Genomic DNA, 13,835 nt, shown 5'->3' with positions numbered 1-13,835 from the left:
CGGTGACTGGGACGGCGGGCGGCCGGGGACATCCCCGGCCGGACCGGTCAGTCGTGCGCGTGCAGCGGCTTGCCCGCGAGCGCGAGGTGGGCCTCGCCGAGCGCCTCGTTCTGCGTCGGGTGGGCGTGGATGAGCTGGGCGACCTCGGCGGGCAGCGCTTCCCAGTTGTAGATGAGCTGGGCTTCGCCGACCTGCTCGCCCATGCGGTCGCCGACCATGTGGACGCCGACCACGGCACCGTCCTTCACCTGGACGAGCTTGATCTCGCCCGAGGTGTTGAGGATCTTGCTCTTGCCGTTGCCCGCGAGGCTGTACTTCAGGGCGACGACCTTGTCCGCACCGTAGATCTCCTTGGCCTTGGCCTCGGTGATACCCACGGAGGCGACCTCGGGGTGGCAGTACGTCACGCGCGGGACGCCGTCGTAGTCGATCGGGACGGTCTTCAGACCGGCCAGCCGCTCCGCGACCAGCATGCCCTCGGCGAAGCCGACGTGCGCGAGCTGGAGCGTCGGGACGAGGTCGCCGACGGCGGAGACGGTGGGGACGTTCGTCCGCATGTACTCGTCGACCAGGACGTAGCCGCGGTCCATGGCGACGCCCTGCTCCTCGTAGCCGAGACCGGCCGAGACCGGGCCGCGGCCGACGGCGACGAGCAGGACCTCGGCCTCGAACTCCTTGCCGTCGGCGAGGGTGACCTTGACACCGTTCTCGGTGTACTCGGCCTTCGAGAAGAAGGTGCCCAGGTTGAACTTGATGCCGCGCTTGCGGAACGCGCGCTCAAGAAGCTTGGAGGAGTTCTCGTCCTCGACCGGGACGAGGTGCTTGAGGCCCTCGATGACCGTCACCTCGGCACCGAAGGACTTCCACGCCGAGGCGAACTCGACGCCGATGACGCCCCCGCCCAGGATGATCGCGGACTGCGGCACGCGGTCCAGGACGAGCGCGTGGTCCGAGGAGATGATGCGGTTGCCGTCGATCTCCAGGCCCGGCAGCGACTTCGGCACGGAGCCGGTCGCGAGGAGCACGTGGCGGCCCTGGATCCGCTGGCCGTTCACGTCGACGGAGGTCGGGGAGGACAGACGGCCCTCACCCTCGATGTACGTCACCTTGCGGGACGCGATGAGACCCTGCAGACCCTTGTACAGGCCCGAGATGACCCCGTCCTTGTACTTGTGGACGGCGGGTACGTCGATGCCCTCGAAGGTGGCCTTGACGCCGAACTGCGCGCTCTCGCGGGCCTGGTCGGCGATCTCGCCCGCGTGCAGCAGGGCCTTCGTGGGGATGCACCCACGGTGCAGGCAGGTACCGCCGACCTTGTCCTTCTCGATCAGGGCGACGTCCAGGCCCAACTGCGCTCCGCGCAGCGCCGCGGCGTAACCGCCGCTACCGCCGCCGAGGATCACTAGGTCGAAAACGGTGCTGGCGTCGTTCGCCACGTCACGTCCTCCATGCATGTGCGCCGTTACGCCGGGCACCTTTGTCCCTTACGGGTGGTTGACCGGTCGGTCGGCTGGTGTCCGGCCGCTCTTTCTACGGCCCTGTGGTGGGGGCCCTGTCCTGCCGAGAACCCATCTTCGCACTTGTCGAGGGCGAGCGAGACGCCGGGCCGGTGTGTGGGACGTCTGATCCATCACGTCGACGGGGTGCGGAGCCGGGTGAACCTGCGGATTTCGTCGTGGGCGAAACCCCGGTTCGGCCATGCGAGCGGCCCCGGGCGCGGTGACGCCCGGGGCCGGTGTGCCGTACGAGGGCTCAGCCCAGGTCGCCGGCCGCCGTGAGCTCGGCGAGACGGACCAGGGTGCGGACCGCGGAACCGGTGCCGCCCTTGGGGGTGTAGCCGAACGGACCGGCCTCGTTGAACGCGGGGCCCGCGATGTCCAGGTGCGCCCAGGTGATGCCCTCGCCCACGAACTCCTGCAGGAACAGACCGGCGACCAGGCCGCCGCCCATGCGCTCGCCCATGTTGGCGATGTCGGCGGTGGGGGAGTCCATGCCCTTGCGCAGGTGCTCGGGCAGCGGCATCGGCCAGGACTCCTCGCCGACCTCCTCGGCGGCCTCGACGATCGCGGCACGGAACGCGTCGTCGTTGGCCATCACGCCGAAGGTGCGGTTGCCGAGCGCCAGGACCATCGCGCCGGTCAGCGTCGCCACGTCGACGATCGCGTCCGGCTTCTCCTCGGAGGCCTTCCACAGCGCGTCCGCCAGGACCAGCCGGCCCTCGGCGTCGGTGTTCAGGACCTCGACGGTCTTGCCGCTGTACATGCGCAGGACGTCACCCGGACGAGTGGCGGAGCCGGAGGGCATGTTCTCGGCGAGCGCGAGCCAGCCGGTGACGTTGACCTCCAGGCCGAGACGCGCGGCGGTGACCACGGCGGCGAAGACCGCGGCGGCGCCGGCCATGTCGCACTTCATCGTCTCGTTGTGCCCGGCGGGCTTCAGCGAGATGCCGCCCGAGTCGTAGGTGATGCCCTTGCCGACGAAGGCGAGGTGCTTCTTGGCCTTCGAGGACGTGTACGACAGCTTCACCAGGCGGGGACCGGCGGCCGAGCCGGCGCCGACGCCGAGGATGCCGCCGAAGCCGCCCTTGACCAGGGCCTTCTCGTCGAGCACCTGCACCTTGATGCCGTGCTCCTTGCCGGCCGCGGTGGCGACGGCGGCGAAGGACTCCGGGTTGAGGTCGTTCGGCGGGGTGTTGACGAGGTCGCGGGCGCGGTTGAGCTCCTCGGTCACGGCGGTGGCGCGCGCGAGGGCCGCCTTGTACGCCGCGTCACGGGGCTTGCCGCCGAGGACGGTCGCCTCGCCGAGGGGACCCTTGCGGCCCTTGGCGGCCTCGTTGCGGCCCGTCTCCTTGTAGGCGTCGAAGCCGTACGCGCCCAGGCGGGCGCCCTCGGCGACGGCACCGGCGTCGGCGGCGTCCGAGACCGGCAGCGCGAACGCGGCCTTCTTGGCGCCGGCGAGCGCGCGGGCGGCGACACCGGCCGCGCGGCGCAGCGTCTCCGCGTCGTAGCCGGCCTCGTCCTCGGGGACCGCTCCCAGGCCGACGGCCACCACGACGGGGGTCTTGAATCCGGACGGCGCGGGCAGCTTGGTCACCTCGCCCTCGGAGCCGGAGGCGCCGAGGGTCTCCAGGATTCCGGCGAGCCCGCCGTCGTAGGCGTTGTCAACGGCCTCGGCGCCCGGTGCGACGACCGGGCCCTTGGGGCCCTTCGCGACACCGACGACGATCGCGTCGGCCCGCAGACCGGACGCTGCGGCGGTGCTGAGAGTGAGAGCAGTCACGGTGGTGAGATCTCCGCTTCCATTGAAGTTCGTGTGGCCGAGAAGGGGTGGGTCGACCGGGCCCGACGGCTGACCCTAGATCCGTCCTCGGGGGCGGTCCTTGCCGGGGCCCCCGAAGGGCCGGGCCAGTACCCGGGACGAGCCTACGCTCGGGGCCGGGTTTCGCTCATTTCTACGGACGTTCACCCACAGGTGGCGCCGTGCCGTATTCCCGCCCCTCACTCCCGGTGACCTGAGACACACTCATCGTGTTCAGTGGGCACGCCGTCCACTGCTTTGCACGATTTCCACAGATCCCCCATGGTTTCCACCCATGGGGGATGCTCGAGGGGGAGAAAGCTACATATGGCACAGAGTCTGCATCGGTGGAGAGGGACGGCTGCCGTCCTGGGGGCCGCCGGACTCCTGGCGCTGGGCATGGGGGCACCCGGCGCGGCCGCGGCGGCCACGCCGCGGATCGATCTCAAGGTCCTGGTCGTGGACAACGGCGCGGGCCAGGTCGGAGCCATCACCACGGAGCTGAAGAACGAGGGTGTCCCGTACACCACGGTCAACCTGGGTGACACGAACCGCCCGACCATCAACGCGACGTTCCTGAGCGACACCGTGAACGGCGCCCCGCGCGCCAAGTACCAGGGCGTCGTCCTGCCGAACGAGGCGCCCTTCGGCGCGGGTTCGGCCGAACAGACCGCCCTGGAGACCTACGAGAAGACGTTCGGCATCCCGCAGGTCGACGCCTACACGTGGGCCCACCCCGAGGTCGGTCTCGACTACACCGACCAGAACGGCGGCTGGTCCGGCGTGCTGGACGGCCAGACCACCCAGATCACGGCGGCGGGCACGACCGGCCCGTTCCGCTACCTCGACGGACCCCTGGCCTTCGAGGACAACGACCCGGCCGTGCAGGAGACCTACGGCTACGCGGCCCACCCGAGGGCCGGGTTCACCAGCTACCTGAACGCGCCCGGCGGCGGTTCGATGCTCGGGCAGTACGAGCACGACGGGCGCCGCGAACTCGTGGTGACCTTCGCCTACAACCAGTACCAGAAGCAGTTCAAGGTCCTGGCGCGCGGAATCGTCGAATGGCTCACCCAGGGGGTCCACCTCGGGCAGGCCAGGAACTACTTCTCCGTCCACGTCGACGACGTCTTCGCGCCCGACGCCCGCTGGGACTCCGAGCGCAACTGCACCCCCGGCGACATCGACTGCGCGGGCAGCGACGGCGAGGACACCACCACGCCGATCCGGATGACCGCGGCCGACGCCGCCTACGCCGCCCAGTGGGAGGCCGACCGCGGATTCACCCTGGACATGGTCTTCAACGCCGGCGCGGGCGAGGAGTGGAAGTCCGAGAACGGCGGCACCGACGCCCTCACGGACCGGCTGCTCGCCGACAAGGCCAAGTTCCGCTGGATGAACCACACCTACACGCACCTGTTCCTCGGCTGCGTCCAGGACACCACGACCGTCCCCTGGACCTGCTCGAAGAACACCAACGGCACCACGAAGTACGTGAGCCGGTCCGACATCTCCGCGCAGATCTCGGACAACAACAACTGGGCGGCCTCCCACGGCCTGTCCACCGACCGCACCGAGCTGGTGACCGGCGAGCACTCGGGCCTCAAGACGCTGCCCCAGCAGCCCGTCGACAACCCGAACCTCGCCCGCGCCATGTCCGACAACGGCGTCAAGTGGACCGGGTCCGACAACTCCCGCGAGCCCGAGCAGCGTTCGGTCGGCAACGGCGTGACGACCGTCCCCCGCTACCCGATGAACATCTACTACAACACCGGCACACCCCAGGAGATGGCCGACGAGTACAACTACATCTACACCTCGAAGGCCGCCGGCGGCAGCGGCGTGTGCGAGAACAACGCGACGTCGACCTGCCTGTCGGCCCCGCTGAACACGGCCACCGGCTACGCCGACTACATCGTCCCGGCCGAGGCGCGCACCGCGCTCGGACACGCCATCGGCAACGACCCGCGTCCGCACTACGTCCACCAGTCCAACCTGGCCGAGGGGCGCATCCTCTACCCGGTCCTGGACAAGGTGCTCGCCGACTACAAGGCGATCTACGCCGACAACACCCCGCTGCAGAACCCCCGCCAGAGCGCCATCGGCACCGAACTGCAGCGCCGTACCGACTGGCAGACCGCCCTGGCGAGCGGCAGGGTCACGGCCTACCGCGTCGGCAACCAGGTCACCGTCACCGCCCCGTCCGGGACGCAGATCCCGGTGACCGTGCCCGAGGGGACGACCAAGCAACTCCTGGTCGGCACCACCCCGTTCGGGACGGCGTACGCGGGAGCGCGCAACGACTGGACCAAGCCGGAGCTTCTCCAGTCCGCGGTCAAGCTGAACCTGCCCGCGTAAGCACGGCGGCAACGCGGCTCGCGACGCGCACCCCGGCCCGACCGGCCGGGGTGCGCTCGTGAGCCGTGCGACGGGGAGCCGGGGGGCTCTCCGGAAGAAACAGTCCCAGGGGGGAACCACGCATGATGCGCACCGGCCGTCATGTCACCATGCTCACCGAAGGCACCTACCCACATGTCCACGGCGGGGTCAGCACCTGGTGCGACCAGTTGGTCAAGGGCATGCCGGAGGTCGACTTCCACATCGTCTCGCTCACCGGCAGCGGCCGCGAACCCGTGACCTGGGAGCTGCCGCCCAACGTCTACCGGCACACCCGCGTCCCGACCTGGGGGCCGCGCCCCGGCCGGGCGCGCCCGCCGCTGGGCCGCGCCCAGCGCCGCTTCGCCGAGATCTACGAACGCTTCCTGCTCTCCTTCCTCGACCCCGACTCGGCCGAGGACTTCGGCGACGCCCTGTTCGAACTGGCCGCGCTCGCCCGCGACGGACGCCTCTCGGCCGCCCTGCGCGGCGAAGCGGCGCTGCGCTCGCTGATGTGGATCTGGACCATGCCGCATCTGCCGACGGCCGCCGCCCGGCCCACCGTGCACGACGCGCTGACCGCGACGGACCTGCTGGAACACGCGCTGCGCCCGCTCGGCGTCCGGATCCCCGAGGACTCCGTCGCCCACGCGGTCAGCAGCGGCCTCGCCACGCTGCCCGCCCTCGTCGCGCACCACCTGGACGGGGTCCCGTTCCTGCTCACCGAGCACGGCATCTATCTGCGCGAGCGCTACCTCGGCTACCGCGGCGCCGAACAGCGCTGGCCCGTCAAGGCGTTCATGCTCGGCTTCTACCGCGAGCTGAACTCCCTCGGCTACCGCGCCGCCGACCTCATCACCCCCTGCAACCAGTACAACCGCCGCTGGGAGGAGCGCGGCGGCGCCGACGGGGACCGGATCCGTACGGTCTACAACGGCGTCGACCCGCACGCCTTCCCGCACGCGGGGCCCGAACCCGCCGTGCCCACCCTCACCTGGTGCGGCCGGGTCGACCCCATCAAGGACCTGGAGACCCTCCTGCGCGCGTACGCCATGGTGCGCGCCGAACTGCCCGAGACCCGGCTGCGGCTGTTCGGTCCGGTACCGCCCGGCGGGGAGGCGTACCGCACCCGTCTGGAGAAGCTGGCCGCCGAACTGGGCGTCACCGACGGGCTGACCTTCGAGGGCCGCATCACCGAGGTGTGGCGCGCCTACGCGGCCGGCCACGTCGTCATGCTGTCCTCGATCTCGGAGGGCTTCCCGTTCTCGATCATCGAAGCCATGTCCTGCGGCCGTACGACGGTCTCCACGGACGTGGGCGGGGTCCGGGAGGCCGTGGGCGACACCGGCATCGTCGTCCCGCCGCGCGAACCGGAGAAGATGGCCGCCGCCGCCCTCGCCCTGCTGCGGGACGAGGAACGGCGCCTGGACCTCGGCGAGCTGTCCCGCCAGAGGGTCATCGACCGGTTCACGCTGCGCCGTTCCGTCGACGCGTTCAGGACCGTCTACCAGGAACTGGCCGGACGGCCCACGGTGTACGAACCCGCCGTGGAGACCGTCGACGACTGGACCCTCGAACTGCGCGACCCCTGGTACCAGGCCGTCGCCACGGACGGGACCGGCTGGTGAGCGGCTCCCTGCGCATCCGGCCCGGAGCGCACGAGGCCACCCGTCCCCTGGTGCCGAGCCAGCGCCGCCCGGCGAGCTGGGGACGGCCCGACCCGATCGACGAACTCGCCTCCGAACTCTCGGAGTTCGTCACCGCGGCCGTCCATCCCGACGAGGTGGCCGCGCACCTCGAGTCCGAGGGCCTCTCGGACGACCAGATCCGCGAACGGTACGGCGTCACCAACTCCTTCGCCCTCGCCGAGGAGTTGTTCCAGCGGGTCGACCGGGGCTATCCCGAACCGGACGCGCCGGCCCCCGACCCCTGGGTGACCGGTCTGATCGGCTGCCTCCTGCGGGGCGTCGTCTTCGCCCTCCCCGGCCTCGGCTACGTCCTCGCCGCACCTCTCCTCGCGGGGCCGAGGGGCGCGTTCGGGCTCCCGGCCGGGACGGTCCCGATGCTCGCCGGGGCGCTGTGCGGCTGGACCTGGAACCAGGGGCTCGCCCACCGCGCGTACACCTGGATGGGGCTCGGCGACCGCGCGGCCGCCCGCCGCGCCCTGCTCGTCGGCACCCCGGTCGGTGTGCTGCTCGGCTCCCTGGTGGCCCTCGCGGCGGCGGGATCGGCAGGCCGGGGCGCCGTCGCCTTCGCCGCCGGACAGTCCGGCTACCTCGGCGCGGCCACCGTTCTGCTGGTCATGGGCAGGGAACGCACGCTGCTCGCCGCCCTGGCTCCCATGACGGCGGGCGCGGCCCTCACCGTGTTCCACCCGGTCCCCGACCTGGCCCGCGTGGCCCTGCTCCTCGGTTCCCTCGTGGCGGTCGCCCTGCTCGGACTCCTCGAAGTGGCGCCGGCGGTAAGGGATCTGGGGGAGGGGAGCTGGGGCGCGGGCCTGATCGCGCTGCTGCCGTACGGCACCCTGCGGGGCGGCGCCGAGCCGTCGGCGCGGGCCGGTGATCCGCGGCCGGCCTCCGCGGGCCGGCCGGTCACGGGAAAGCGGGTGACGGCTCCGGGCCGCCTCGCCGGCCTCGCCGCGCGGCTGCGCTCCCGCCGGTCCGCCCCGCGTCGTCGGCACGCCGGAACCCTCGGGTACGCCCTCTTCGGGCTCGGCAGCGGAGTCCTCGTGCTGTACGCGGCGCTCGGCGACGTCCTGACCGGAGCGCGCGCGGCGGCCGCCGCACCGGCCGCGGTCGCGCTGACCCTCAGCATGGGCCCCGCCGAGTGGCTGCTCTTCCGCTTCCGCAGCGGCAGCCTCGCCGGACTGCGCTCCAGCACCTCGGCGAGGAGTTTCCGGCGGGTCACCGCCGGTGCGCTCCTGAGGTGCCTGACCGGCTACCTTGCCGCGCTGCTCGTTCTCGGCCTCGGCGTCTCCGCGCTGTGGCCGCACGCGCCCGCCGCCGCGGACGCGGTCAGGCTCGGCGGACTGCTCCTGCTGGGGGTGGTCATGTGGACCGGGCTGCTGCTCCAGTCCTTCGGCGCCGTCACCGGCACCGCCGCCGTCGTCTGTGCCGCCGCGCTCGCCCAGACCGCGGCCCTCGCCACGCACACGGGTGACGCGCACTGGGTGGGCCTGATCGCCTGCGGCGCGGCGGCGGGCGCACAGACCCTGCTCGTCTGCGCCCGGCTGGGAAAGGTGACGGCCCACCGGTGAAGGACCTCCTCGTCCCGTACTACGAACACCCCGCCGTCCGCCCGGCCGAGTGGGACGCGCTCGTCGCCGCCGCGCCCCGGCTGTACGGCGTGGTGCTCAACCCGGCCAGTGGCCCCGGCGACCGCCACGACCCGGGGTTCGCGGCGGTCGCCGCCCGGCTCCGCGCGGCGGACGTCCGGGTCCTCGGGTACGTCGACACGGCGTACGGGCGCAGGCCGCTCGCGGACGTCCGGGGCGAACTGGCCCGCCACCGCGACTGGTTCGCCACCGACGGCGTCTTCCTGGACCAGGTGGCCGCGACAGAGCGCGGGTTCGGCTACTACCGGCGGCTGGCGACCGAGGTCCGGGGACCGGCCGGCGGCACCCTCGTCCTCAACCACGGCACGGCACCGCACCCTTCGTACGCCCGGATCGCCGATGTCCTCGTCACCTTCGAGGGCACCTGGGCCACCTACCGGAGGAGGCCCCCGCCGCCGTGGACGGGCACCGGTGTGGGCCTGTGCCATCTCGTCCACGGGGCGCCCGCCGGCGTCGACACGGCGGCACTCGCGCGGGAACGGGGTGCCGGACTCTCCTGCGCCGTCCCCGGCACCGGAGACCATCCGTGGGGCACCCTGCCCCACGGGCTGGCCCCCACCCCGTGAGGGCGGCGATCAGCCCAGCGAGAGCACCACGAGCGCGGTCGTCGCCGCCGTCTCCGCGAGACCGCCGAACACATCGCCCGTGACACCGCCGAAGCGCCTGGTGCAGTGCCGCAGCAGCAGTTCGGCGGTCAGGACGGACAGCGCCACCGCCGTCGCGGCGCGCACGATGTCGTACGTCCCGACGAGCGCGCCCGCGCCCGCCGCCGCCCCGGTCACGGCCGCCGCGATCAGCAGCGCGCCCCACACCGGCACGGTGCCCGCGACCGCCGCGCCCAGACCTCCGGGGCGGGCCGCGGGCACCCCGGCGCGCGCGGCCAGTGTGAGGGCGAGGCGGGCCGCGGCGGCCGAGACGACGGCCGCGAGGACACCCCGGCCCCACGAGACCTCGTACGCCTGGGCGAGTGCGGCCACCTGGGCGAGCAGGACGAACAGGAGGGTGATCACGCCGAACGGCCCGATGTCCGACTGCTTCATGATCCGCAGCGCGTCCTCGGCCGGCTTTCCGCTGCCCAGCCCGTCGGCGGTGTCGGCGAGACCGTCGAGGTGCAGACCCCGGGTCAGCGCGGCCGGAACGGCGGCGGTCGCCACGGCCGCGAGCAGCGGGCCCGCACCCATGGCCAGCAGGGCCACACCGGCCAGCGCCGCGCCCGCCCCCACCACCAGACCGGCCAGGGGGGCGCACAGCATGCCGCCGCGCGCCGCGTCACGGTCCCAGCGGGTCACCTTCACCGGGAGCGCGGTGAGGGTGCCGAAGGCGAAGCGGACACTGTCGGGCAGGGAGGCGCCGGAGGCGGTCTTGGACATCGGCGCAGGCTACCCGGACGCCCGGAGGGCGGATACGGCGGTGCTGGATAAAGTTCACATATGGGTCATTGGTTGTATCGGAACATCGTCGAGCCCGGGAAGCTCCCCCTGTTCCTGGCGCTGGCCTCGTTCGTCGTGACCTTCGTGGTCACCCGCGTCGTCGTGCGCATGATCCGCGCCGGCAGAGGACCCTTCGGCAACGTCAAGGCCGGTGATCTGCACATCCACCACGTGGTCCCCGGAGTCGTGCTCACGGTGATCGGCGGCTTCGGCGCGGTCGCCGGCAGCCGCTACGGCTTCTGGCCCTGTGTGAGCGCCGTGGTGTTCGGCGTCGGGACGGGCCTCGTGCTCGACGAGTTCGCGCTGATCCTGCACCTCGACGACGTCTACTGGACCGAGGACGGGCGCAAGAGCGTGGAGGTCGTGGTGGTCACGGCGGCCCTTCTCGGCCTGATGCTCAGCGGCTTCTCGCCGCTCGGCGTCAACGACGTCAGCGACCAGGAGGCGCAGGACCGCGCGAGCGCGATCGTGACCATCGTCCTGAACTTCCTCTTCGTGCTGCTCACCCTGAGCAAGGGCAAGGCCCGCATGGCGATCTTCGGAGTGATCGTGCCCTTCATCGCCTTCATCGGCGCCATCAGACTGGCCAAGCCCGCCTCGCCCTGGGCGAAACGCTTCTACCGGAACCGGCCGCGCGCCCGCGCCAAGTCCAGGCTGCGCGCGTACCGGCACGACCGCCGCTGGTCGGGCCCCGCCCGGAGGCTTCAGGAGTGGATCGGCGGCAAACCCGACCCCGCTCCCGCCCGCTCCCTGTCCGAACGGCGGTGACGCGCGGCGGACAGAGCGCACACCACCAGCACCGCGGCGATCGCCGCCAGGTGCTCCTTGCCCGCGAGGTTGTCCTTGACGATCACCTCGGCCACCATCGCCCCGATCACGATCGCCGCCGTCGCGTACGCCCGGTAGCGCCAGCCCAGGAACACCGCGAGGCCCACCACCGCCGCCGACGGACCGGTGTCGACGACCAGCGCGTCCGCCCCGGGCAGCCCCAGGGGGGCGTGCGGCCCGAGCGCGATGCCGACCCGGGCGTACAGCGTCCCGGCCAGCGTGGCGACGTACGCCACGACGAGGGTGCGCCACCAGCCCAGACAGATCTCGGCGATCCCGAAGACGATCAGGATCTGCGCGAGCGCGCCCCACACGGGCAGGTCCAGCGCCGGCACGAACAGGGACAGCGGGGTGCGGACCAGGGCGAGCCACAGCGGGTCCTCGGCCCGGACGGCACCCGTGTTCTGCACCAGCCGGTAGCCCCAGGACCGGTTCTGGACGAACTGGAGGGCGGCCGTCAGACACACCGCGCCGAGGGTCATCGGGACCGCCCGCCACCCCCTCGCCCGCAGGGCCCGGCGCACGGTCGCGTACAGCGGACCCCACTCGGCGCGGGCCCAGCGGGCGAGTGCCCTCATCCGGTCGTCCCCACGGCTCTCCTCGCGCCGGCCCCGGCCGGTCTCATCGGTGCGACTCCAGGTGCTTGCGGTGCAGCCACTTCGGCAGGCCCGGCGCCTCCAGGAACCCCTCGGCGCGCGCGGACGCGACCCCGATGCGCGGCAGGTCCGCGCTCTTCTCGAAGAGCAGGAACCGCGGTTCCCAGATGGGCCGGTACTTGGCGTTGGCCCGGTACAGCGACTCGATCTGCCACCAGCGGGAGAAGAAGCTGAGCAGCGAACGCCACAGCCGCAGCACCGGACCCGCGCCGAGCCGCGCCCCCCGTTCGAAGACCGAACGGAACATCGCGAAGTTGAGCGAGACCTGGGTGATCCCGATCTCCCGGGCGCGCCGCAGGAGTTCGATCACCATGAACTCCATGAGCCCGTTCTCCGCGTCGCGGTCGCGCCGCATCAGATCGAGGGAGAGACCGCCGGGACCCCAGGGCACGAAGGACAGCACCGCCCTCAAGCCGTCCTCGGCGTCGGTGCATTCGAGCATCACGCAGCGTCCGTCCCCGGGGTCGCCGAGCCGTCCCAGCGCCATGCTGAAACCGCGCTCGGTCGCGCCGTCGCGCCAGTCGTCCGCGCGCTGGAGCAGATACGTCATCTCGGCGGCCGGGATGTCCTCGTGCCGTCGGATGCGCACCCGGTACCCGGCCCGCGCGACCCGGTTGTAGGCCTGCCGGACGGTCCGCATCGCCCGTCCCTCGAGGGTGAACTCGGCCGTCTCGACGAGGGCTTCGTCGCCCAGTTCCAGGGCGTCGAGGCCGTGCCGGGAGTAGACGGTGCCCGCCTCCTCGCTCGCGCCCATCACCGCCGGGATCCAGCCGTGCTCCCGGGCCTCGGCGAGCCAGGGCTCGATGGCGCCGGGCCAGGCTTCGGGGTCCCCGATGGGGTCACCGCTCGCCAGAGAGACCCCGCCCACCACCCGGTACGCCACCGCCGCCTTGCCGGTGGGCGACCAGACCACGCTCTTCTCCCGGCGCAGCGAGAAGTAGCCCAGCGAGTCCCGGTCGCCGTTGCGTTCCAGCAGCGCCCGCAGCCGTTTCTCGTCGTCCTCGGTGAGCGGGTCGACGGCGCGGCGGGAGCGGAACGCGGCGTAGAGGACGGCGAGGACCAGCAGGGTGCTGAGCACGTTGATGCTGACGTTGACCCAGTTCGGGGTGGCGATGCCGGGGTAGTGGGAGTCGTCGGCGGCGACCGAGACGAGCCGCAGGGTGCCGTAGCGCCAGCGGTCCAGGAAGGTCGAACGGTGCGCGTCGTGCGCGTCGTTGGTGACGGTGACCAGCAGCGCGGCGAGCAGCGAGGCGACCAGGAGCCCGCCGATCGCGACGGCCGCCGCGAGCTTCGGGTTCGACCGGTCGCCCTTGGCGTAGAACTCCCGGCGGCCGACGGCCAGGGAGCCCACGAAGGCCGCGGTCAGCGCGAGGGAGACCCAGTTCTGCGTGTACTGGCGGATCTCCGGGAACGCCATCGCGACGCCGAACAGCAGCAGGAACAGCCCGCCGAGCACGGAGTTGAGGATCCACGCGGCCCGCTTGCGCCGCCGCATCGTGGTGGCCAGGAACATCGTGAACACACCGGACGCGAAGCCGGCGGTCAGCAGATAGGGCGTGAAGTAGTTCTCGGTGTTGTGCCGTCGCACGTCCTGTCCGAGGGAGACCCAGGCGGCGCTCAGGAAGTTGATGAACGTGACCGCGCGCAGGTACCAGACGGCGAGAGCGGCGGCCCGCCGGGACCCGGCCGTGGACCGCCGCTCCCCGTCACTCCGGCGCCCCGAGGCCCGCTCCGGCTCAACAGCGATCGCAATCCCGACATCTCCCATGTATCGGGATGATATGGGGCAAGAAGGGTGCTATGAGGTTATTGAGTGCCCGAGAATCCAGCCCCTCCGGCCCGCCCGTCGGTCGCGGGGCAGGTATCAGCCCCTCCGGCGTTTGAGGAGCGGGGTCCGGGGCGGCGCCCCGGGTA

At 72.1% G+C, this 13,835-nt stretch carries 10 protein-coding genes; 5 read left to right on the top strand and 5 right to left on the bottom strand.

Translation table 11 applies throughout. From position 1 onward, the window contains the following. Positions 1-47: 47 nt before the first annotated feature. Together lpdA and ACIQ7M_RS13100 are read right to left on the bottom strand one after the other, a co-directional pair. Positions 48-1,436 (bottom strand): dihydrolipoyl dehydrogenase, encoded by a 1,389-nt coding sequence (gene lpdA, locus ACIQ7M_RS13105; protein ID WP_403643102.1) that lies wholly within the window; start codon positions 1,434-1,436, stop codon positions 48-50. A gap of 316 nt (positions 1,437-1,752) precedes the next feature. Continuing rightward, on the bottom strand, positions 1,753-3,279 hold the full coding sequence (locus tag ACIQ7M_RS13100) for a leucyl aminopeptidase (protein WP_355765477.1): 1,527 nt from the start codon (positions 3,277-3,279) through the stop codon (positions 1,753-1,755). A 345-nt stretch (positions 3,280-3,624) separates the two neighbouring features. Here ACIQ7M_RS13100 and ACIQ7M_RS13095 point away from each other — a divergent pair, with 345 nt between their 5' ends. From ACIQ7M_RS13095 to ACIQ7M_RS13080, 4 genes are all read left to right on the top strand, one after another. Next, positions 3,625-5,655, top strand: a complete 2,031-nt coding sequence (locus tag ACIQ7M_RS13095) for a hypothetical protein (protein ID WP_403643098.1) — start codon at positions 3,625-3,627, stop codon at positions 5,653-5,655. 122 nt (positions 5,656-5,777) lie between these two features. Continuing rightward, complete coding sequence (gene pelF / locus ACIQ7M_RS13090) at positions 5,778-7,301, top strand: GT4 family glycosyltransferase PelF (protein ID WP_355765472.1); 1,524 nt, start codon at positions 5,778-5,780, stop codon at positions 7,299-7,301. Beyond that, positions 7,298-8,929 carry a hypothetical protein gene (locus ACIQ7M_RS13085; protein WP_403643095.1) on the top strand — a complete coding sequence of 544 codons (1,632 nt, stop codon included), beginning with the start codon at positions 7,298-7,300 and terminating at the stop codon, positions 8,927-8,929. The genes pelF and ACIQ7M_RS13085 overlap by 4 nt, the downstream gene beginning before the upstream one ends. Then, positions 8,926-9,573 (top strand): spherulation-specific family 4 protein, encoded by a 648-nt coding sequence (locus tag ACIQ7M_RS13080; RefSeq protein ID WP_403643092.1) that lies wholly within the window; start codon positions 8,926-8,928, stop codon positions 9,571-9,573. Before ACIQ7M_RS13085 ends, ACIQ7M_RS13080 begins: the two co-directional genes overlap by 4 nt. A gap of 9 nt (positions 9,574-9,582) precedes the next feature. On the opposite strand, the gene ACIQ7M_RS13075 is transcribed toward ACIQ7M_RS13080, so the two are convergent. Next, on the bottom strand, positions 9,583-10,377 hold the full coding sequence (locus tag ACIQ7M_RS13075; RefSeq protein WP_403643090.1) for an adenosylcobinamide-GDP ribazoletransferase: 795 nt from the start codon (positions 10,375-10,377) through the stop codon (positions 9,583-9,585). Positions 10,378-10,437: 60 nt separating this feature from the next. On the opposite strand from ACIQ7M_RS13075, the gene ACIQ7M_RS13070 reads away from it, so the two are divergent. Beyond that, positions 10,438-11,205 (top strand): hypothetical protein, encoded by a 768-nt coding sequence (locus ACIQ7M_RS13070; protein WP_389850112.1) that lies wholly within the window; start codon positions 10,438-10,440, stop codon positions 11,203-11,205. Here the strand turns inward: ACIQ7M_RS13070 and ACIQ7M_RS13065 are convergent. Both ACIQ7M_RS13065 and ACIQ7M_RS13060 read right to left on the bottom strand, forming a co-directional pair. After that, positions 11,142-11,843 (bottom strand): hypothetical protein, encoded by a 702-nt coding sequence (locus ACIQ7M_RS13065; protein ID WP_355765457.1) that lies wholly within the window; start codon positions 11,841-11,843, stop codon positions 11,142-11,144. The genes ACIQ7M_RS13070 and ACIQ7M_RS13065 overlap by 64 nt on opposite strands. 43 nt (positions 11,844-11,886) lie before the next feature. After that, a complete protein-coding gene (locus tag ACIQ7M_RS13060) occupies positions 11,887-13,689 on the bottom strand; it encodes a phosphatidylglycerol lysyltransferase domain-containing protein (RefSeq protein WP_403643086.1) in 1,803 nt (600 codons plus the stop codon). Positions 13,690-13,835: the final 146 nt, after the last annotated feature.

It is taken from the genome of Streptomyces sp. NPDC096324 (genome assembly GCF_044763015.1).
Taxonomy (GTDB): Bacteria; Actinomycetota; Actinomycetes; order Streptomycetales; family Streptomycetaceae; genus Streptomyces.
Note: the sequence above shows the minus strand (reverse complement) of the source record. Positions and strands in the feature narration are given on the sequence as shown.

What these genes read in the sequence shown, in the direction of transcription:
- ACIQ7M_RS13095 (WP_403643098.1), top strand. Translation starts at nt 3,625, where the DNA reads ATGGCACAGAGTCTGCATCGGTGGAGAGGGACGGCTGCCGTCCTGGGG.
- pelF (WP_355765472.1), top strand. Translation starts at nt 5,778, where the DNA reads ATGATGCGCACCGGCCGTCATGTCACCATGCTCACCGAAGGCACCTAC.
- ACIQ7M_RS13075 (WP_403643090.1), bottom strand. Translation starts at nt 10,377, where the DNA reads ATGTCCAAGACCGCCTCCGGCGCCTCCCTGCCCGACAGTGTCCGCTTC.
- ACIQ7M_RS13070 (WP_389850112.1), top strand. Translation starts at nt 10,438, where the DNA reads ATGGGTCATTGGTTGTATCGGAACATCGTCGAGCCCGGGAAGCTCCCC.
- ACIQ7M_RS13065 (WP_355765457.1), bottom strand. Translation starts at nt 11,843, where the DNA reads ATGAGGGCACTCGCCCGCTGGGCCCGCGCCGAGTGGGGTCCGCTGTAC.
- ACIQ7M_RS13060 (WP_403643086.1), bottom strand. Translation starts at nt 13,689, where the DNA reads ATGGGAGATGTCGGGATTGCGATCGCTGTTGAGCCGGAGCGGGCCTCG.